Consider the following 19,852-nt stretch of genomic DNA (forward strand, 5'->3'; position numbering starts at 1 on the left):
GCGGGCGGAAAAGGTTACAGTCATTGGAGGAAAAGGAGGGAGTGTTCGTCATGAGCGAAAAATTGCAACAATTAATATCTCAATACGACGGGATTAACCGACAATTGCTCCATTTGCTGAGCGAACGGGCTCGCATGTCCAGTGAAATCGTTCAAGAAAAGAAAAGCCAGGGCATGTCGGACGCGGAACCGATTGGCGACCAACAATTGCTGAACGAGCTCGCGGGCCATAACCTGGCAATTCCGAAAGGGAACAAGGATGCTGAGACCGGCCGCAAGCTGCTCGTTAGTCGCCGTCATAAGAGCGAGGATACGATCATCCGTGTCAAGGGCGCCGAAATCGGAGGCTCCTCGCACGTTGTCGTCGCCGGTCCCTGCTCCATCGAATCCAAAGACCAGCTATTGACGGTTGCGGCCGCATTGAAGAAAGCCGGCGTTACGTTGTTGCGCGGAGGTGCGTTCAAACCGAGAACATCTCCGTACGACTTTCAAGGGCTGGGCGAAGAAGGCTTGAAAATCATGAAGGAAGTGGCTGATGAAACCGGAATGGTGACGATCAGCGAAATTATGAGTCCTTCACAAATCGATACGGCGGCCCGCTATATCGACATTATTCAGATTGGCGCCCGCAACATGCAGAACTTCGAACTGCTGAAAGCCGTCGGCCAAACCAAACAGCCCGTGCTGCTGAAGCGCGGCCTCTCCGCTACATTGGAGGAGTTTATTTTTGCGGCGGAATATATCCTGTTTAACGGTAATGACCGGGTCATGCTGATTGAGCGCGGTATACGTACCTTTGAAAAATGGACCCGGAATACGCTCGATATTTCCGCGGTTCCGATATTGAAACAGGAGACACATCTTCCGGTGCTTGTGGATGTCAGCCATTCCAGCGGCCGCAAAGATATTCTGCTTTCTTGCGCGAAGGCTTCTCTTGCTGCGGGTGCCGACGGGATTATGGTCGAGGTGCATCCGAATCCGCAAGTCGCGCTCTCAGATGCGAAGCAGCAAATTAACATTGACGAGTTCAACACATTCTGGAAAGGGCTTCGCGATTCGGGCTTGTATCATTGATGGGAAATCAACGGGGGAGAGTGTATGACAGACATTAATTATATCGACAAGGACTCGCAGTATGCATTGGATTTTTTGCAAGGATTGATATTCGATATTTTACTGGAAACGGACGGACGGACGACGGATATGCTGGAAACTTTGTTGAATGAAAAAATGCTCGTCTCTGTGATTCGGCAAGAGCAGATGAATGAAGAGCATGCCGATCCTCAGGGCGAGTCCTCCGGCGCTCCGTATTATATAAGGGAATCTATTCTGATAAGCGATAAGAGCCATTTTATTGTATCTCACAATATTGCTCTTGTAGATTCGAAGCATGTGCCGCCTACTTTGTTTGAGAAGATAGCGCACCGGCAGGAGGGGATTGGAAAATCAATCAGCTCTATTGGTCTGCAAACGTTCAGAAAGATAGTTGACTCCGGGTTTAAAAGCGAGGGAGAAGCGGTCGATTTGTTCCAAAATTCGCTTCAGCTTCGGTTTCCCGACCTGCGCAATAAAGTCCCGTACAAGAAATACGCGATTTATTTCGGACTTGCACCGGGAATTCAGATGCTTGAATATTTTAATCCTGACATCGTCAGACATCGTTTGAAACAAGTTTTCAATAATAAAATCGGAGGGATAAATCATGAGTGACGAAACAACGAAAAAAGAGCGGAAGCAAGCGGAAAAGCAAGTAAGGAAAGAGGAAAAAGAAAAAGAACAAGAGCAGCAGCGCCTGGAGAAACAAGCGCAAAAGGAAGAAAAACAAGCTAAGAAGAAAGAAAAACAAGCCAAGAAGGAAGAAAAAAAGGCGAAAAAGGAGAAAGGGAAGGAAGAAAAAGAGGAAGAAAAGAAAGCAAGAAAGGAAGAAAAAAAGGCAAAGAAGGAGGGAAACAAAGCCAAAAAGGAGAAAAATAATGATGTAGCTGCACAATAACCCTGGTCGCACTCCTATCAAACAGTCAACGGTAAAGTAAAAGACCTTCATGCAGCGGCTGCTTCCTTGCATTCAACCAGGGAGCGGCCGTTCGGTTTTTATCCAAAATCCCCTTCGGTCAACAACGCAAGCTCATTTTAATAAATGACTTTTTGCGTTATCGACCGTTAGGGGATCCATATTACCCTGAGAGTCAGCCATACATTTATTTTTTCTTTTTCATTTGTTTAACGAACTCCACTCCCGAGTTTATCATATGTTCACCGGCATGCTGGATGCCGCTTTTAACAGCCGATACCAGCTTGCCTGCAGGAATATCGGTTGCTTGACCCGCTTGTTCTTCGGCTTCTATTATTTGTTTCCCGGCCACACTCGCACCGCCTTTTACAGCCTTGGCGTAGCTGTTGGCGAAATTTAGAAATTCCCGCCTGATTCTGCCGGCAATCCTTGAGAAATCCTGATGTTCCGATGACAATTGCTTCACCTCCTCTCGACAGCCGGTCACTGCGTGACAGTTTGCGCGCTTGCATTACGTCCTATTGCGCCTCTAGGGAGCCTGATCGCCGGCAGCTGCGGCCAGCTTTTGCTCAGACGGGGCATCGTTCAAAGGGGCTTCAGTCAACGCCGCATCCGGCTCATCGTCCGGCATCGGAACGGAATGAATCCGAGCGGAATGCTTTTTGCTGTCCATATAAAATTTCAGCACTGCGATAATTACGCCCGCTATAAGAACAAATGTAATCACACCGGCTAACGTGATTCCAAGAATGAATATCGCCCTGTCCGCGATTCCCATTTTTTTCGTGCTCACTTCGATTCTCCTCCTTCTGGAAAGTTCCGGTTGTTAGAGGTTTGCCGTCAATCGCTGCCTTTCGCAATAATTCAGTATATGTATGGGTTGCCCCGATATTATGGGTACATGCACATTGTTCGGAGCAATTCCGCTGCTGTCCATTCCGCAGGCACGAATCGGCACATAAGTATATGGAGGAAAGAACCCGGCCCCTCTGCCGCATGGCACTAACCGAAACGTAACCAAGTGAAGCAGGTGATACATGATGAATTACACATTGCTCCGGAATATGGCGTCCCTGTTCTTGTTCGCGTCACTTGTGGCCTTACTGGAAACGAACCATTACCTGCTGACGATTTTTTGGGCAGTATGCGCCGGGGGGCTTTCCATTTACAAACCTATGAGAAATTTTGTTTTGACAACGATATGTTTTGGAATCGGATTTTTTCTGTATTTAAATGTGAACTCGCGATGGCTGATTGATTTGAATCCCAGGGAATGGCATATTATTGCCAACCGGTTGTCGTTGATTTTAATTGTGATTCCGTTGATTGCTTTATCTCTTATTGATAAAACTCCTTTCATGCATGTTTGGAAGAAACCGCAGTGGAACGAGCTGATCGGCATCCCGTTTGCATGGTCGGATTTCCGCCGAACTAAAGTAAAATATTTTCTGCTTATCGCGTTAACAATCAATTTTTCGGCTTTTTTGCCGTTTATGATCCGTAACGGATGGGTTTACATCCATGAAGAGTGGTTGTTCGCCATTATTTTTTCAATTACAAACGCTGTGCTTGAGGAGATCATTTGGAGAGGCACTCTGCTAAGCCGGTTTTCGGAGCAATTAGGCGACAAATGGGCGATTCTGATAACCAGCGCAGGATTTGGACTGCAGCATTATTCGCTTGGATTTCCCTGGGGCGCTTGCCTCGCATTTGCTTTTGGCGGGTTATTTTTCGGAGGAATTACGATCAAGTCGAAAAGCATCGTTCCCACAGTGATATGGCATATGATGATTAATGCCCTTATGGTTTTCAGCGGTTTCTTATAGGCGCAAGCGCACGCAGTCGAAGGCGGCCTGCGCTTTGTCCCGTGCCGGCGGGCTGGGGCCGCCATCCGCGTGTTTAGGCGCATCGTGGTAGGGAAAAAGCCTGCGAAAGTGCAGGTTTTTCCGCTGAAATTGGCCCATTTTGGCAAAAAGCCTGCAAAAGTGCAGGAATTTTCGCTGAAAGTGACCCTGGGCCCATGTCCCTGCTAAAAAACCTGCACAATTGCAGGAATTGTTCGCGACCAGCGATCAAGGACGCAAATTCATGTATTTTTGCAGGTTTTCTTCGTGTGGCCGGCAGTTCCGCCCCGATATGATTGGAAGTTCCTGCACAATTGCAGCAATCCCTCCAAACGGGCCGTTTCAGGCGCACTTGTGTGGGGTGATGTCCACGGCGTCATGGGGGTTTTCGCAGGCTTTTGCGCTGCCAAGTCCCCCTAAGCAACATACGGCTGCACCGTCTTTTCGGCTGAGGAAGGGGCAATCCGTCGAGAAAGCGGAGCGGAGGAATCGTCATTTCCGGAGACAACGCGGCAGTGTGCGCCTGCGGAAGTTCGGAACGAGACGGCCCTCGGGAGCGGGCCCTTGTCCGAGATGCTACGATACCCGCGAGCATCAATTTCCTTGACGGAGAGCCCTCGAATCTCGTTAGGTCATATACCATAGACCTGAACGGATAAGTTCATCGCCCATAGCCTCAGCAAACTCCTTCAAGTTCAGCCCTCGTAATTCTTGTATGGTTCCATCGCTGACTCTTTGAACATTTTTTTGATTTTCGGTGAGCTGGGTCATGCTCATTCTCCCTCCTCCGAATTTTTCTCAGAGAATGCGAAAAAAGACCCCACAGGCAGACTCCATGCGCAAAAAAACTTGCACATAAAATCCAACCCATAGGGTCTTTTACTCGCACAAATGCGAACAAGGGCGTAAATTCTATGAACTCATTTTATCATGAAGCCAATCTGCATACAACCAAAAATTACCAAGCGGGCTTTAGTTGCTCATTTCCCTCGTTGGTCAGTTCCAGGAAGGCGCGATCGTAGCTCACAATGGCTGACTCCGCACGGAAGATAGGCGCCCCAGTCGCCGGTCTACTACCAGCCATATAAGACGCCGACCTTTATCCTCGAGCAGATTGGTTGTTGCATGGAAAATTACATCAAATAAGCCAAACGCGGGTTCTCGATCGACCGGATCGCTACCGGCGACTTTACCGCGAACGAAATCGATCTGCTCATCAAACTACTGGCCGTGGGGAAGGGGGAAGACCACCCTTATTTTAGAATTAGCGCTTTTTAAGATGGGAATTTATCCATTTTATTGCAGGTAATTCCACTCATCTTTTCTATTGATTCACCACTGTTACGCGCTTTCGAAATTTAGGTTCAACAAAGATGCGGGCATGTACGTATGTAAAGCGGGCTATATGGCGATTCGTAGAGCACGTAACGACAAGAAAGGTGTTGGAGCCAATCAGGTTAACACGTATTATTTTAATGTTGAGCATTGTAAGAATCAATGAGCGAGTTTGTTCAGTAATATGGTTCCATCATTAAAAACACTACTACTCCAGTAAAACTGACATATAGCCAAATAGGCATTGTCCATCGAGCAATGCGCCGATGCTTTTGAATTTGATTCGTCCATCCCCAAACAAGTGTGAATAGGGCTAGCGGTACGATTATTGCGGCAAGGATGCTGTGTGAAATTAAAATAAAAAAATAAATGGGTCTGACAATACCTTGACCGCCAAATGTCGCTGTTTCTGATGACATGTAGTGAAATGTTAAATAAGAAACCAGAAATAATAATGTCGAGGTAAAGGAAGCAAGAATGAAACCTTTGTGCACCTCAATGTTTTTTCTCAAAATTGCAATTAAGCTCGATATCAAAAATATAAACGTAAAGCTATTTAAAACTCCATTTATTCTCGGGAAGATGACTAAATCAAATTTGATACTTCCTTTGTATCCTATCGGTGAAAAAAACAAAAGAAGTATAACAAAATTTACAATCAAGGACGTTACAATTATAGGAATCGTATAATTTTTATTATTGGCTGGTTGATCATTTGAGTTCATTTGATCCAAACGCTCCTTCTGCAGGCAGTACCTATTTTCCGGTATTACTAACCGATCGGCGATTTCTTCGATGTTGAATCCTCTACACAGATTTCTTAATACTGCCGTCTCCATTACTAAGAAGGGGCTGTACGCAATGTGGGATATTCTCGGTAACAAATTGCTTTAAAATTTGATATCCAAGCACTCTCGGCAGAGTCGCATCCTCGATCACGAGCGATCTCAGATACTCGTGAAAGGAAGCTGGATGCAGCGACTTGAGCAAGTAACCTTGCGCCCCGCTTTTCAGAGCTTCAAAAAAATACTCAACGTCAGCGCTTTCCGCTTGCAATACGACTAACATTTGGGGATTCATCTTTTTCATTTCTTGAATGGTCTGTGTAGCCTTCATATCGTGTAATTCAACCGCTACAAGCGCAACCTCCGGCTTTAATGAATCGGCGAGTGATATCGCATCCCTTCCGCAGTCAGTTTCCGCTACGACCTCAAATAGCGGATCCAGCTCCAGCAGGTACTTGATCCGCTCTCTATGCTCTTGCGATGGTTCTGCAAGCAACACTCTGTTGATTTGGCTCACCGCTCCTCAACCCCTTTATGGAACCTTAAACCCTATTCCTGTTGCTATTATCGCGTTTTATGTGTTTAGTCGAATGGCCCGAAGTAGTTATTTTCCTCGAAAAATATGACCATTCAGTGTCAATGACATATTATAGATCTTTTTAAGACATATTTAATTGGCTCGCCGTAATAAATTATTGACATTATTGGCGAATATAGCGGATCGAGCGTTATTACGTTTTCCGTATTCAATAAAAAATCAGAAATTAAATGCTTAGTCCCCCGTTTCGTCGATTAATTGTAACTCAATTTGTTTCATCTTATAAAAATAGCCGTTTTGCTCCATCAACTCGGAATACGAACCCGTTTCGATCACCCTTCCTTGCTCCATAACGACGATTCTGTCCATTCCTTCCAAACCGTTAAGCCGGTGACAAATCAGTAGAAGCGTATTTTCGGATGCTTGTTCGTATAAGTGTGCCAAAACACGTTGCTCTGTCACATAGTCCAGCGAAGAGGTCGGCTCATCCAGCAGCCATAGCTTTCCATTGCGAAGCATGGCCCGCGCCAAGGCCAATCGCTGTTTTTCGCCATCTGATAGATTTTCTCCTTTTTCGTACACGGGGTCGGTTAATGAAGTGGTCGGCAATTGCACATTAGCTAGGATATCCAACAGGTCGCTGTCAGAATGGTCCTCAGCATCCATGAGCAAGTTATCTCGGATCGTTCCTCGGAAAAAATGGCTTTGCTGCAGCACGACATTAGCCGTTTTCCAAATGCTCGACTCCTCCAGCTCTTGTACCGATATGCCGTTCAGTCGCAAATCCCCGGCCGTCGGCGTACGCAGCTTGAGCAACAACTCAATCAGCGTGGACTTTCCTGAACCGCTAGGTCCAACAATCGCCGTTTTGGATCCTGGTGGAATTTGCAACGAAAAGTTCTTCAACGCCGGCCTCCACTCCCCTTCATATTGAAAGGAAACGCCGGATAACTCAATAGAAACGGCATGGTTGGTATTCAACGCGCGACTTGGCTGCACCGGCTGCATGGTAGGAGTTAATACTGCTTCCGTCAGCCGCTTGGCTGCATGTTCGCTATCTTGCTTATATGCTGGCAACGTGGCCATAGCCGCTGCTTCTTCAAATACAGTTAATGAGGCCATGACAAGCATAGCCAGATATACGCCAGCTAGCGTTCCATCCGATATCAGATAAGCACCAAGTGCCAACACCCCCCAGGAAATCAGATATGTGACAAAGGCATGCATCGATTGTCCACGTAGCAGTTGTCCGGCCGCTCGCTGCTGCTCGGCTGCCAATGCAGCAGATGCTTGGCGGAGTTGCTGTTCCCGCTGCGCAAGCTGCCCATAAACTTTAAGATCCCGGAAACCATACAACACCTCTGTTACTTCCGAGGACAACAGCGCCCGCTGCTTGCGAACATGCCCATTGATTTTCCGATATCCTAGCAATACGATTCCCGGCACGACCAATACGGTTCCCAGCATACCGAGTAGCATCAAGCAAGCCATCCAGAAAGAAAAGGAGGCGGTAGCCAGCATTGTCGTCAAGAACACCATGACAACAATGATCGGCGGATACGCGACGCGTAAAAAATAGTGCTGCAAACTCTCTACATCCCCAACGATTCGCGCAAGCAGATCCCCGCTTCGGTTTTTATTTAAAATGCCTGGCGTTAAAGGAATGAGCTTGGCAAAAAAGGATGATCGCAAACGGCTAAGCATAGAGAATGTCGCTCGGTGGGAATATAAGCGCTCGCCATAACGACTCACCGCTCGAAGTAAGCCAAGCAGCTTGACCAACGAAGTAAGTACGATCAGCGTATAAAGCGGAGGTGCAAACACCGTTTGCGAAATCAGATATCCGCTCGCAGAAAAGAGGACCACACCAGCGATGCCGGCGACAAATCCGCCTAAAATTGAAAGAATAATATCCTTGCGCTCCCGAATCATAGCTTGAGACAAAATAGCCAACTCGTTCATCCCGGCACCCCTTTGCGTTGGACATCGACCATCTCTGCATACGCAGGCAGGCGTTTCATAAGCTCGTCGTGATGTCCCGAGCCCACTAGGACGCCATGGTCCATAAACAAAATGTTGTCCGCATGTCGAATGGTATACAATCGGTGAGCCACCGTAATCATCGTCGCCGATTTTGCCAAGGTTGCAATCGAACGTTGCAGGATGCCCTCGGTATGAAGATCGAGTCCGACGGTCGGCTCATCGAACAAAATAATGGAGGGTCGCTTCAAAAAAGCCCGCGCTACGGCAAGTCGTTGCTTTTCCCCACCGGAAAGTCCTCTACCGCCTTCACCGACGAGGGTATCAAATCCCTGCTCCAGTTGGGATACAACCTTCGAAAGACCCGCGTCCGCAGCCGCCACCTCAATTTCAGCCCTGGAGACCTTCCGCCCGGCACCGATCGCGATATTATCGGCGAAGGTACCTGCAAAAATGTAAGGATGCTGTGTAATGTAGCTAATATGTTCGAACCATATCGTCTCATTCTGTTGAGTAAGCGGGTTTCCATTCACTAAAATGGTCCCCGACGCCGGTTTTAGTAATCCAGCAATAAGATGGAGCAAGGTTGTTTTGCCGGATCCGCTATGACCAACAAGGGCAATATGATCTCCTGGTCCAATTATGATCGAACCTGTATTCAGCTCAAATGAGTCAGGTGCATACTGAAACCGGACATTGTCCAGTTCAATGGAGGGCGGCATTGGAAACAGCTTCTTCGGGAATGTCAGGAGCCCTACCGGCTGATCTTTCAGATCGTTTCTATCGTTCGTTTCTGTGAGCATGGTTTCAACCTTGCTAATCGCCCCCATACTGGTTCGCCCATTGTGAAAAGCTGTGCCCGAACTCTTTAGTAAGCTGTAAAACTCGGGCACGAGCAACAAAACAAAAAAGGCCGTGCGAAACGACATCGACTTGAAGACAAGCATCTGAATAGCCAGTTCGAGAGCAACAATCCCGATGCTCAGCATCACAATCGATTCCAGCATGAGGGTATTCGTAAACGCAATCTTCAAAATATCCATTGTGGCATCACGGTATCTTAAGCTGCTGCGTTCGATTTCTTGCTGCTGACGGCGGGCCCGTCCGAATATTTTTAACGTAACGAGCCCTTGAAGGGAATCTAGAAATGTACCGGCAAACTCGGCCAACTGCGCATACTTTTCTTCTGATTTATTTTTCGTTTTCAGCCCCACCAAAATCATAAAAATCGGGATAAACGGAGCCGTAACCAGCATGATGATCCCTGAATTGGCATGTTGGGTAAACGCAACGACTAAAATCAGAACGGGGATAATGACCGTTTCCACCATACGCGGCATGTATTGACTGAAATAACTATCCGCCTCATCCACAGCATCCAGCGCCATACTGACCTTCCCCCCCGTTTGCCCTCGAAGAGAGGAAGGCATGGAAGCATGCGTAAAATTCTGAAGCACGGCTGCTCGCATATTTTTTTTGGCGGTTGCTGCCATTTGCAAACCAACTGTCCCGTTCCCATATGACAACAGTGTACGTATCGCCATCACGACCAGTAGGATGCCGAGCAGTAGGGCAACCGATGAAAAAGATGCTTTCTCCACAAAGATCCGCTGGACGGCTTCAGCCAGCAACGCAGCCTGACTTACAATAGCGGCGCCTAGTGCGAGTGAGATGAATGTCAGGTAAATGAGACGTTTGCGTTGGGCGGTCATCTGTACAGCGATCATGCTTCTTTTCCCTTTCACCAAACTCAACTCCTTTATGGTAATAGCCTGCGAGTAATCAGCCTACTTTTTCCCTTTCACGTAATCTGCATCGAACAGGAACAGCTTGAAAACCAAAATAAGGGAAGGAATCAACAGACACATGCCCCCGATAAATACGACAACCAGCGCGAAGCCCATTGAGGATGAGGTGACGCTGCTCTGAATCGTAATGTAGGGATCAAGAATATAGGGATACTGCCCGATCCCGTAAGCGAAAAAGGCACAGAAAAATTGCAGCATGATGCAAACAAATGCTAACCCATAGCGGCGGCCGCGGTATAACAGCCACATCGCAACCATGAAAAAGGCAACAGAAAGTGCAAGCAGCCACCATAAATCCATCATATTTTGATAATGTCGCTCATTGTGTTGCCCCAAATAGATAAAGGCCGTCAGGGCGATAATAATCGTCGGTGTGCTCCAGAACAGCGCGTAGGTCCGCATAAGCTTTAGCGCAGCTTGATCCTCTGCCCGTGAAGCGTAAAACGCCAGAAAACAGGCGCTAATAAACAAGACAGACACAATCGCCAATCCAACGATGCTCCACGACAATGGATTGGTAAATAAAGCCCAGTAATCCAGAGAAACCGTCTGATCCTGCTTCAAGATAAAGCCGCCTTCAGACAGGGCCAGCGCCACGGACAACGAAGCCGGGATCAGCAAACCCGATGCGCCGTACAAAAACAGATAGACGATATTATTTTTGGAACCATAGTTTTCAAATGCATAGAACGAACCGCGAATAGCAAGCAGCACGATTGCAATACTCCCCGGAACAAGCAGCGCCGAGCCATAGTAATAGGCTGTATCCGGAAAAAATCCGATCATGCCGATGTAGAAAAAGACAAAAAATACATTTGTGATCTCCCATACGGGTGACAAATAACGAGAAATCAGACGATTAATGAGGTGGTCCTGCTTGGTCAGGCGGGCATAAAAGGCAAAGAAACCGGCTCCAAAGTCGATGGAGGCTATAATAAGATACCCGTACAAAAACAGCCAAAGTACCGAAATCCCAATCAAATCGTAACTCATCAGGCATGCGCTCCCTTCCCTGCCCTCTTGTCGCCCGCATGCTGCGCCCACTCCTCCATCTCAGTTTCTGCCGGATTATTGTTGAATAAGCGCCGAAGAACAAGAACACTAACTACGCCTAATACGATGTAAAGAAGAAGGAAGAGGAAAAAAAGAATTCTCACGCTTGGCGATGTCGTCGCCGCTTCTTCTACACGCATATATCCTCGTAAAATCCACGGCTGCCGCCCCAACTCAGCGTAAAACCAGCCCAGCTCGACTCCCAAAAATGCGAGCGGCGCGCCTAAAGCAATAATGCGGAGCATCCATTTATTGTGCTCATTGCGTTTTTTCCAGAATGTAAATAGGAAATACAGAACGGATATGCCCAACAATGCAAACCCGATGCCAGCCATCAAGTCAAAAAAGTAATGTACAAGGAGCGGAGGTTGTTCATCCGGAGGAAATTCATTCAGACCTGTTACTTTCGCGTTGAAGTTTCCAAAAGCCAGGAAGCTGAGAATCTTCGGCAGGTGAAGTGCGCCTATAATTTTATGTTCGGCATTAAGCCATCCTAATAAAATCAAATCCGCACCGCTCTCGGTCTCAAAATGCCATTCCCCGGCAGCCAGTTTTTCTGGTTGGTGTTCGGCCAAAAATTTGGCGGACACATCTCCAGCAAACGTGTTTAGCGCGCCGAACAACAGGACAACAGTCATCATAAGCTTCAGTGCTTTTTTGTGATATCCCGTAACGCCCTTTCTAAGCATCGTAAAGGCTGCTATTCCTGCTAGCAGAGCTGCTCCTGTGAGATAGGCCGAGCTTAATCCATGGAACACTTTGGAGAACGTCGCCGGATTCAGCATCGCTTGCACCGGGTTAACGGCTGTAAATTGTCCACCTTGTATGGTAAATCCCCCAGGTTGGTTCATAAAACCATTCACAGTCGTGATAAAAACAGCAGACATGCCTGCCCCTGCGACAATGGGGATTGTGAGCAGCCAATGAATATATGGGTTGTTGAACCGATCCCACGTATACAGATAAATGCCTAGAAAGATAGCTTCAAAAAAGAATGCAAATACCTCCATGAATAACGGAAGCGCAATAACGTTCCCCGCCAACTTCATAAAATTCGGCCACACCAATGCCAGTTGCAGTGAGATTGCCGTGCCTGTTACGACACCGACTGCGACGGATATAACAAACCCCCGCGCCCACCTCTTAGCCATCAGTGTGTAGTGAGAATCTTGCTTGCGGATGCCGGTGAGCTCAGCAATCGCGATCATGAGAGGGATACCGACACCAATCGTCGCGAATATCATATGGAACCCTAGTGTCATTCCTGTCACCAGCTTGCTCCATAGTACCGTATCAATTCCCATTCCTTACTGCCTCCCTTCCAAAGCGATTTGTTATTTGAGTTGATTATATCTCTGTCCTCCAGCAGTTCAATCGCGGTCACATCTTCTCCCATATTCGTTCAAGAAAGGATCAATTCTTTCTGACAACTTGATGAAACCGATAACGTTTCAGCTCACCTTGCATGAGATGAAGAAAGCTACACGGCACTTTGGGCTAGTCGTCTCACGTACAGAAAAGCACATAAATTGGCCAAAACCGCTACCACGGCTAGTCCCCAGAATAGGTTTGCATACGCATGGCTAGGCGGAAGGTGCTCTTGCCATTCCATTGCGCTAGACAAAATGGCAATGCTAAATGCGCCGCTGATAAACTGCATCAGTTGAAACAATCCCGTGCCTGAGCCAATTTGAGAAGAGGGCAACATGCACGAAATTTCGTTTGAAACGCTACTGCTGATGATAGCAAAGCCTAAGCTCATCAGCATGTACACGAACACATTCGCTACCCCAAATTGGGTACCCACTCCTGCAAACAATACGGCCGTCAATAGTACGAGTATAGGAGTCGTGCGCAACATACTGCTGTTTCCCCGCTTGTCGATCATTGCCCCGATCATTCTTGATAGCAGTGTGGACAAAATAGCCCCCGGAAAAATAACAAAACCGGCCTGACTTGCGCTCAAATCAAAATGTTTCAATAGCATTTGCGGCAACAAAAACAGCGTGGCAAAGTTGCATAAATAGGACAAGACCCCGATTAAGGCAAGCACAAGATAGCTTCTGTTAGCCAATAACGACGGAAGCACAAACGGGTGCTTCGCTCGGCGGATATGCAGAGAAAAGAAGAGCAGTCCCGAGATTCCGATCAACAAGGCAATGGGATGATAGTTGGTCAAAAATAGCAACAAACCCGCCGTACCGGCGCTCAAAGTCAATGCCCCCAGTAAATCAAAAGGGCGTTTGGGAAGCGACTCTTTTGGAATATACCGCACAAGCAGTGGGGCAATGCACAACAGCAAGGATGTAATTGCAAAAAGATATTTCCAACCCAGATATTGCACCACCAAGCCACCAATCACAGGACCAAGTCCAAACCCCAGTGATACTGAGGACATGATGAACGTCATCGATTTTCCCCGACGCGCCAACGGTACATAACGGGTCAGAAGCACGATGGACAAGGAGAGCGCCGCACCGGCACCGGCAGCTTGCACAACGCGGGCCGCAAGCAGCACCCAGAAATGGTTGCTCAGCATCGCCCCAACCGACGCGCCTCCTGTCAAAACCAGACTAATGGCGAACAACCTCTTCAACGGAACAAAATCAGACAACCGGCTGTAGGTGATCGAGGAGATGGCGAACATGATAGAATAGCCGGTGACCGTCAACGAAACGATGGATGATGGTAAGTTAAAAGAATGGTTTAAATCGTTTAACGCCAAATTAAACATGGACGTATTCATAGTGACCAACACAACGGTAATGCAAAGCAACGTAATTAGGACGCCTTCATGGGAAAGAAGGAGCACTTCGTTTTTCTCGACCTTCGTGTTGTGGAGTGCGTCCTTCATGGAATTTTCCTTCTTTCATCTTTTGATTTTGGAAAGCTATTTACTTAGCGATCTTAGCGAAGTGCTCCAGAGTGCGAACCAATTGAGCCGTGTAAGACATTTCATTATCGTACCAGGCTACGGTTTTCACCAGTTGCTGGTCCCCTACCGTCAGAACTTTTGTTTGAGTGGCATCAAAAAGTGATCCGAATGTCATCCCCTTAACATCGGAAGATACAATCTCGTCTTCCGTGTATCCGTAAGTTTCCGGATCGGACGCTTCTTTCATAGCGGTGTTAATTTCCTCGACCGTTACCGTGGTATTTAAAACGGCAACGAGCTCAGTCACGGAGCCTGTTGGTACAGGTACACGTTGGGATGCTCCATCCAGTTTACCCTTCAGTTCCGGAAGAACCAGACCAATGGCTTTTGCGGCACCGGTGGAGTAGGGAACGATGTTCTCCGCAGAGGCGCGCGCAGCACGGAAGTCGCCTTTTGGATTCGGAGCGTCAAGCGTGTTTTGGTTGCTCGTATAAGCGTGAACTGTCGTCATTAGCCCAGATTGGATACCGAACTTATCGTGCAAAGCTTTAGCCATAGGGGCTAGGCAGTTCGTTGTGCAGGAAGCACCGGAAATAACCGTTTCCGTTCCGTCCAGCGTGTCGTGGTTAACGTTGTATACGATCGTTTTCATATCGCCTGTAGCAGGGGCGGAAATGACGACTTTCTTCGCTCCCCCTTTCAGGTGAAGCTCGGCTTTTTCTTTCGTGGTGAAGAAGCCTGTACATTCGAGAACGATGTCAACCCCAAGCTCTCCCCATGGAAGTTCTTCAGGATTCCGCGTAGCCAGAACCTTAACCTCTTTCCCGTTTACTTTGAAGGTTCCGTCATGGACTTCAATGTCACCGTGAAAAGTGCCTTGCGTTGTATCATATTTGAGCAGATGAGCCAACATTTTAGCGTTCGTAAGGTCGTTAATTGCTACAACCTCGACGCCTTCCACATCTTGAATTCGGCGAAAAGCGAGTCGTCCGATCCGTCCAAAACCGTTAATGCCTACTTTTACTGTCATTGAAAAATCCCCCTATAAGTTTTATTTATTCCAAACAGGCGAATGCCTGTCATGAAATCAAAATGGGCTCGACGCTATTTCATTCTGGACCGTCTTGTTTTAAAATAAAAGGTACCGATCGGTATCTTTTATATTAGCATAATTCTAGTGAATGGCAAGGTCGGAATTGTGTATAATTTGTTTATAATAAATGGTTAGAATAAGGTTCATACGGAGGAGCTCATGAAAAAAGGGGACAGAACACGGGAACATATCATTATGAAATCGGCTGAAATTTTTAACCAGAGAGGATATGCCGGTACATCGCTAAATGATATTATTGCCGATACCGGAATCAAGAAGGGGGGCATATATCGACATTTTGCCAGTAAAGACGAGATTGCGCTTGAAGCATACAATTACGCTGCCAGTTTGGTCACCAGAAAATTTTCTGAGGCGGTCGATCAAGAGCAGTCCGCGTCAGGTCGGTTGATTGCTTTTTTTCGTGTTTATGAAGATGTTGTCAACAATCCACCATTTATTGGCGGATGCCCCATGCAAAATACGGCTGTAGAAAGTGACGATACTCATTCGGAGCTTTGTGATCAAGCAAGGCAAGGGCTGAATAACGTTTTGGATATGATGAAAATTATTATTCGTGACGGGATTAAAGCAGGGGAGTTTAAGGAAGATCTGGATTCGGATGCGCTTGCTTCATTTGCATTTTCTTTGTTGGAGGGAGGCATTTTGTTAAGCAAGTTGGATGGGGATAACAAGCACATGCTAATGAATATAACAATCTTCTCGTCCTATTTGCAGCAATGCTGCTTAAAGACCAGTTAAACTGTGGTGAACTGGCACATCGGAATAGAACTGGGTATAATCGAATGCTGTAACACCAAGGATTTGAACGTAGTTCCGAATTTGATTTTGGAAATGGAACTTTACCGATCCGGTACGTCTAAGTCCTCACAATCAACCGAAAACCATAGGGTGTGACGCTAGTTGGCTGCTGGGCACATGCCCGGCGCAAGTATGACGAAGCGCTCAAAGCCGCTCCCGAAGCCAACGGCAATCCGGAAACCGTTGCGGCCCAAGGGCTGGCGTATTGCAACCAGCTCTTTGCAATTGAACGAGAGTTGAAGGAATCGACGCCAGAGGAACGATACAAGGCCCGGGAAGAAAGCAGCCGTCCGGTGCTAGAAGCGTACCAGACATGGCTGCGTCAACAGAAGTCCCGGATTATGCCCAAAAGTCTGATCGGTCAGGCGATAGCGTACAGCCTGAACCAGTGGGACAAGCTGACGGCATTCCTGAAGGACGGACGTTTGGAGATCGATCTGTTCGAACAATTGCCGCAACTTCCCGATCTCCAAGCACCGCAGGCCTTGGAACCGTTTATGCCGTGGTCTTTATCACTTCCGGTCACTTGCCGCACGCCATAATCTTCATCCATCATACACGGGCTCCCATCTGGCTGCTAGGTGGGGCCTATTTGACGTTCCTATCGCTGAAACTCTTATCTGAATTCCCGACAGCACAAGCTGTTCTTGACGTGTATGAAGCTGACTTGGCAAACAGATTTGAATTACTGTGTCCGAGTCGTTCGAGGAACTAGGCTGTAGACAGAGCGAAGAAACTCATTGCGGCTGCTATACGGAATCCTTTTCGACAGGCACGTCAATAAAGCCCTATATTCAGATGCTTCTTCAATACAAAGAGCATCTATCCGCCATCGAAAGTGAGATAGCTGCACTCGCTGTTGAGATTGAAGAGTATCAGATTATCGAATCCATTCCCGGTATAGGTGGGAAAATCGTGGCAACGATTATTTCACCGCTGCAGGAAGATGTCGGCCACCAGCATGCCGCATAGAGAACGCCGCTTCTACGGGCCAACCACCTTCGGCATGCCATACTGTGCCAGTCTTTGATGGCGGGAGCGCTCGATAAAAATGAGCACTCTGTGTTTGCCATAACCATCTGAATCTAGAGGAATTTTCAGCGTCCGTGCGGGAAACGGATGCAGTCGCGTCGGGAACTGGGGTTTTATCGGATGTCAGGAGGGTATCGGCACCAATATAGCATCGCTATAGACGAACCAATATAGCTGTGCTATATTGGTCACATGAATACACACGACACTCTGCTCAATGCGGCTTTACAAGTTCTCGAGGAAGAGGGCAAGGCACAGTTCTCGACACGCTCCGTCTGCGCAATTGCGAAGGTGACCGCACCGACGCTGTACCATCACTTCGGCAGCGCCGACGGCCTTCTGAGCGCCGCCATTACGGAAGCATTTGCACAGTTTCTCGAAAGCAAAAGGACTACCACCCAATCCTCCGATCCGGTGATGGCGCTACGCGAGGGCTGGGACGATTACGTGCGCTTCGCGGCGGCTCGTCCACGGCTCTACGCGGTGATGATGAGCCGCGTTCTCGACGACGCTGAAATTCCCGCCGCCGAGCAGGCCTTTGCGTTCCTGATCCAACGCATCGCGGCCATCGCCGCTGAGGGCCGGCTCAGGCCGACGGTGGAGGTGGCTGCCGATCTCATGTGGGCGTCTGCGAATGCTGCATCCCTACTTCACGTCACAGCTCGGCTACGCAAGGTGGTGCCACCCACTTCTGAGGTCCTGGAGCAAATCCGCGAGGGCGCCATACGGTCCATCCTAAATCCCGAACAGAAAGGACGAACACAATGAAAATTCTCGTCACGGGAGGCACCGGTCTGCTCGGCGGCCGCCTGATCACGAAGCTCGTGGAGGACGGTCACGAGATTTTCGCTCTCACACGCTCCACATCATCTCACGCCAAACTCAAGTCCATGGGTGCGACGCCAGTCGATGCCGATCTCGAAAGCAACACGCCACTCATATTGCCGGTGATTGATACGGTTGTGCACGCGGCCGCCCTGTTCCGCTTCTCAGGGCCTCGCGAACCCTTCTTCCGTACCAACGTCGATGGCACCGTAGCCTTGTTGAAGGCAGCTGAGTCCGCCGGTGCGAAGACATTCGTCTACATCAGCGCGGCGGGGATCCTCATGGATAATGGCGGTACGCCCATCCGCGACGCCGATGAAAGCGCGCCAACTTTCTCGAACCACTTCTCCGCCTACTTGGCGAGCAAGGCATGGGCCGAGCCATTGGTTCTGGCAGCCAACAAACCCGGCTTTCGCACCATCGCGCTCCGCCCACCGGCTATCTGGGGGCCTGGTGATCCGTTTAGTCGAGCGCTTCCCGAAGCAGTCAGATCTGGACAGTTCGCCTTCATCGACCGCGGCGACTACGCTTTTGCAACCTGCCACGTGGACAATGTAGTCGAAGCCATACAATGCGCTCTTGAACGCGGAGAAGGCGGCCATGCCTTCTTCATCAAAGACCAGGAAGGGCAGACTTTCCGTGAGTTCGTCTCCTCGCTCGCGAACTTGCAGGGCCTGTCCATCGATAAGCTGCGTTCGATGCCCTACTGGCTTGCCTCTGCCATTGGCCGGCTGCTCGACACTATCTGGGCCGTCACGCGGAAAGACGGCGATCCGCCGATCTCACGCTCGATGATACGCATGATCGGGCGTGAGTTCACAGTCAACGATGCCGCTGCACGTCGAGAGTTGGGCTATGTCGGAAGAACTTTGCGCGACGCCGGCTTGCAAAGCTATGAGGAACCATCTGCTCGACGATAGTGCTTTGGAGGGCGAACGACGGCAATCGCCGGCTAGTCGTTCTCTGGACTTGCTCTTTTTGTCGATGTGGCAGACAGCATCGAAGCCGTGGCGGCAAGCCGAGTCTGTAACTCATCGCTATGTATAACTAAGGGGACGGATGGCCGCGTTCCTTGCTTATTATAGCCTTTCAGTCAAGAAAAAGAGAGCCGTATAGATAGGAGGAGAGTTTCGGCATGCTGATGAGCAAGAGTCAAAAGCTTTGGCTTCAAGCGTTGACCTATACGGTACTGGTCATCCTTGCGGCATACTGTTTGTTTCCGTTTTTGTGGATGGCGGATACGGCATTGAAACCGCTGAATGAAGTGCGGACCGGCCAACCGACGTTTGCGATCAATCACCCGACCTTCGGCAATTTTTCCCGCGTCCTGCTGGAATCCAAATTTGTAACTTTTTTTAGCAACAGTTTGTATATGGCCGCAACAACAACGGTTTTGTCGCTTATGATTTCGATTTTTGCCGGGTATGCCCTAAGCCGCTTCAGCTCTTATCGCGGGGTCAAGGCGGTCAGCGTGACCATACTGTTGTCGCAGATGGTTCCGGGCGTGCTGCTGCTCATTCCTCTGTATCTGCTTATGATGAACATCATATTTCGCATCATCCTTCCGGTATCGATCCCGAGCCTGATTGCAACCGCACTGTTCGCCTTCGTGAACGCCTGGAACGAGTTTTTGTTCGGCTTTGTGTTCATTAACGATGAAGCGCACAGGACGCTCACGCCGGGAATTACCCTTTTTAAAGGGCTCTATACGACAGACTGGGGCAGCATTATGGCGGCGTCCGTGTTGTCAGTGATCCCGATAGTCATTCTTTTTATATTTATGCAGCGTTTTCTCATCGACGGGATGACCGCAGGCGCAGTGAAAGGATAGGAGGAAATCATCATCAAATTCATC

20 protein-coding genes and 1 pseudogene are annotated in these 19,852 nt (G+C 48.5%); 10 read left to right on the forward strand and 11 right to left on the reverse strand.

What is annotated here, in order from left to right; genetic code table 11:
• Positions 1 to 50: 50 nt before the first annotated feature.
• From AC0LWT_RS19155 to AC0LWT_RS19165, 3 genes are read left to right on the forward strand one after another with little or no spacing between them, the layout of a single operon-like run.
• Positions 51 to 1,073 (forward strand): bifunctional 3-deoxy-7-phosphoheptulonate synthase/chorismate mutase, encoded by a 1,023-nt coding sequence (locus tag AC0LWT_RS19155; RefSeq protein ID WP_474682864.1) that lies wholly within the window; start codon positions 51 to 53, stop codon positions 1,071 to 1,073.
• A gap of 24 nt (positions 1,074 to 1,097) precedes the next feature.
• A complete protein-coding gene (locus AC0LWT_RS19160) occupies positions 1,098 to 1,709 on the forward strand; it encodes a 4-hydroxybenzoate synthetase (protein WP_474682865.1) in 612 nt (203 codons plus the stop codon).
• Positions 1,702 to 1,992 carry a hypothetical protein gene (locus AC0LWT_RS19165; RefSeq protein ID WP_474682866.1) on the forward strand — a complete coding sequence of 97 codons (291 nt, stop codon included), beginning with the start codon at positions 1,702 to 1,704 and terminating at the stop codon, positions 1,990 to 1,992. The genes AC0LWT_RS19160 and AC0LWT_RS19165 overlap by 8 nt, the downstream gene beginning before the upstream one ends.
• 205 nt (positions 1,993 to 2,197) lie before the next feature.
• Here the strand turns inward: AC0LWT_RS19165 and AC0LWT_RS19170 are convergent, their stop codons facing one another.
• Positions 2,198 to 2,467, reverse strand: coding sequence for a hypothetical protein (locus AC0LWT_RS19170; RefSeq protein ID WP_474682867.1), 270 nt, complete (start codon positions 2,465 to 2,467; stop codon positions 2,198 to 2,200).
• A gap of 72 nt (positions 2,468 to 2,539) precedes the next feature.
• Complete coding sequence (locus tag AC0LWT_RS19175) at positions 2,540 to 2,803, reverse strand: hypothetical protein (protein WP_474682868.1); 264 nt, start codon at positions 2,801 to 2,803, stop codon at positions 2,540 to 2,542.
• Between the two features lie 244 nt (positions 2,804 to 3,047).
• Here AC0LWT_RS19175 and AC0LWT_RS19180 point away from each other — a divergent pair, with 244 nt between their 5' ends.
• On the forward strand, positions 3,048 to 3,836 hold the full coding sequence (locus AC0LWT_RS19180) for a CPBP family intramembrane glutamic endopeptidase (protein ID WP_474682869.1): 789 nt from the start codon (positions 3,048 to 3,050) through the stop codon (positions 3,834 to 3,836).
• 645 nt (positions 3,837 to 4,481) lie between these two features.
• Here AC0LWT_RS19180 and AC0LWT_RS19185 read toward each other — a convergent pair.
• The 9 genes from AC0LWT_RS19185 to gap form a co-directional block, all read right to left on the reverse strand.
• Positions 4,482 to 4,631 carry a hypothetical protein gene (locus tag AC0LWT_RS19185; RefSeq protein WP_474682870.1) on the reverse strand — a complete coding sequence of 50 codons (150 nt, stop codon included), beginning with the start codon at positions 4,629 to 4,631 and terminating at the stop codon, positions 4,482 to 4,484.
• 734 nt (positions 4,632 to 5,365) lie between these two features.
• Positions 5,366 to 5,914 (reverse strand): DUF420 domain-containing protein, encoded by a 549-nt coding sequence (locus AC0LWT_RS19190; RefSeq protein WP_474682871.1) that lies wholly within the window; start codon positions 5,912 to 5,914, stop codon positions 5,366 to 5,368.
• A gap of 82 nt (positions 5,915 to 5,996) precedes the next feature.
• On the reverse strand, positions 5,997 to 6,491 hold the full coding sequence (locus AC0LWT_RS19195; protein ID WP_474682872.1) for a response regulator: 495 nt from the start codon (positions 6,489 to 6,491) through the stop codon (positions 5,997 to 5,999).
• Between the two features lie 255 nt (positions 6,492 to 6,746).
• The gene (cydC, locus tag AC0LWT_RS19200) at positions 6,747 to 8,474 is read right to left on the reverse strand and encodes a thiol reductant ABC exporter subunit CydC (protein WP_474682873.1); all 1,728 of its coding nucleotides are present in this window, start codon (positions 8,472 to 8,474) and stop codon (positions 6,747 to 6,749) included.
• A complete protein-coding gene (gene cydD, locus AC0LWT_RS19205) occupies positions 8,471 to 10,219 on the reverse strand; it encodes a thiol reductant ABC exporter subunit CydD (RefSeq protein WP_474683029.1) in 1,749 nt (582 codons plus the stop codon). Before cydD ends, cydC begins: the two co-directional genes overlap by 4 nt.
• A gap of 60 nt (positions 10,220 to 10,279) precedes the next feature.
• Complete coding sequence (locus tag AC0LWT_RS19210; RefSeq protein ID WP_474682874.1) at positions 10,280 to 11,293, reverse strand: cytochrome d ubiquinol oxidase subunit II; 1,014 nt, start codon at positions 11,291 to 11,293, stop codon at positions 10,280 to 10,282.
• Entirely contained in the window at positions 11,293 to 12,657 is a 1,365-nt protein-coding gene (locus AC0LWT_RS19215; RefSeq protein WP_474682875.1) for a cytochrome ubiquinol oxidase subunit I, read from the reverse strand. Before AC0LWT_RS19215 ends, AC0LWT_RS19210 begins: the two co-directional genes overlap by 1 nt.
• Positions 12,658 to 12,833: 176 nt before the next feature.
• Positions 12,834 to 14,207: an MFS transporter gene (locus tag AC0LWT_RS19220; RefSeq protein ID WP_474682876.1), complete on the reverse strand. Its 1,374-nt coding sequence runs from the start codon at positions 14,205 to 14,207 to the stop codon at positions 12,834 to 12,836.
• 40 nt (positions 14,208 to 14,247) lie between these two features.
• Complete coding sequence (gene gap, locus AC0LWT_RS19225; RefSeq protein ID WP_474682877.1) at positions 14,248 to 15,258, reverse strand: type I glyceraldehyde-3-phosphate dehydrogenase; 1,011 nt, start codon at positions 15,256 to 15,258, stop codon at positions 14,248 to 14,250.
• Positions 15,259 to 15,480: 222 nt separating this feature from the next.
• Between gap and AC0LWT_RS19230 the strand changes: the two genes are divergently transcribed.
• The 6 genes and pseudogenes from AC0LWT_RS19230 (at position 15,481) to AC0LWT_RS19255 (ending at position 19,828) form a co-directional block, all read left to right on the forward strand.
• On the forward strand, positions 15,481 to 16,080 hold the full coding sequence (locus AC0LWT_RS19230) for a TetR/AcrR family transcriptional regulator (RefSeq protein ID WP_474682878.1): 600 nt from the start codon (positions 15,481 to 15,483) through the stop codon (positions 16,078 to 16,080).
• A 152-nt stretch (positions 16,081 to 16,232) separates the two neighbouring features.
• Positions 16,233 to 16,682: pseudogene (locus AC0LWT_RS19235) on the forward strand (IS66 family transposase); the annotation flags it as partial.
• A 148-nt stretch (positions 16,683 to 16,830) separates the two neighbouring features.
• Positions 16,831 to 17,112: a hypothetical protein gene (locus AC0LWT_RS19240; RefSeq protein ID WP_474682879.1), complete on the forward strand. Its 282-nt coding sequence runs from the start codon at positions 16,831 to 16,833 to the stop codon at positions 17,110 to 17,112.
• 252 nt (positions 17,113 to 17,364) lie between these two features.
• Positions 17,365 to 17,940 (forward strand): TetR/AcrR family transcriptional regulator, encoded by a 576-nt coding sequence (locus tag AC0LWT_RS19245; RefSeq protein WP_474682880.1) that lies wholly within the window; start codon positions 17,365 to 17,367, stop codon positions 17,938 to 17,940.
• Positions 17,937 to 18,917 carry an NAD-dependent epimerase/dehydratase family protein gene (locus AC0LWT_RS19250; RefSeq protein WP_474682881.1) on the forward strand — a complete coding sequence of 327 codons (981 nt, stop codon included), beginning with the start codon at positions 17,937 to 17,939 and terminating at the stop codon, positions 18,915 to 18,917. The genes AC0LWT_RS19245 and AC0LWT_RS19250 overlap by 4 nt, the downstream gene beginning before the upstream one ends.
• Positions 18,918 to 19,132: 215 nt before the next feature.
• Positions 19,133 to 19,828: a carbohydrate ABC transporter permease gene (locus AC0LWT_RS19255; RefSeq protein ID WP_474682882.1), complete on the forward strand. Its 696-nt coding sequence runs from the start codon at positions 19,133 to 19,135 to the stop codon at positions 19,826 to 19,828.
• The last annotated feature ends 24 nt before the right edge of the window (positions 19,829 to 19,852 follow it).

Source organism: Paenibacillus sp. sgz302164 (assembly GCF_056120505.1).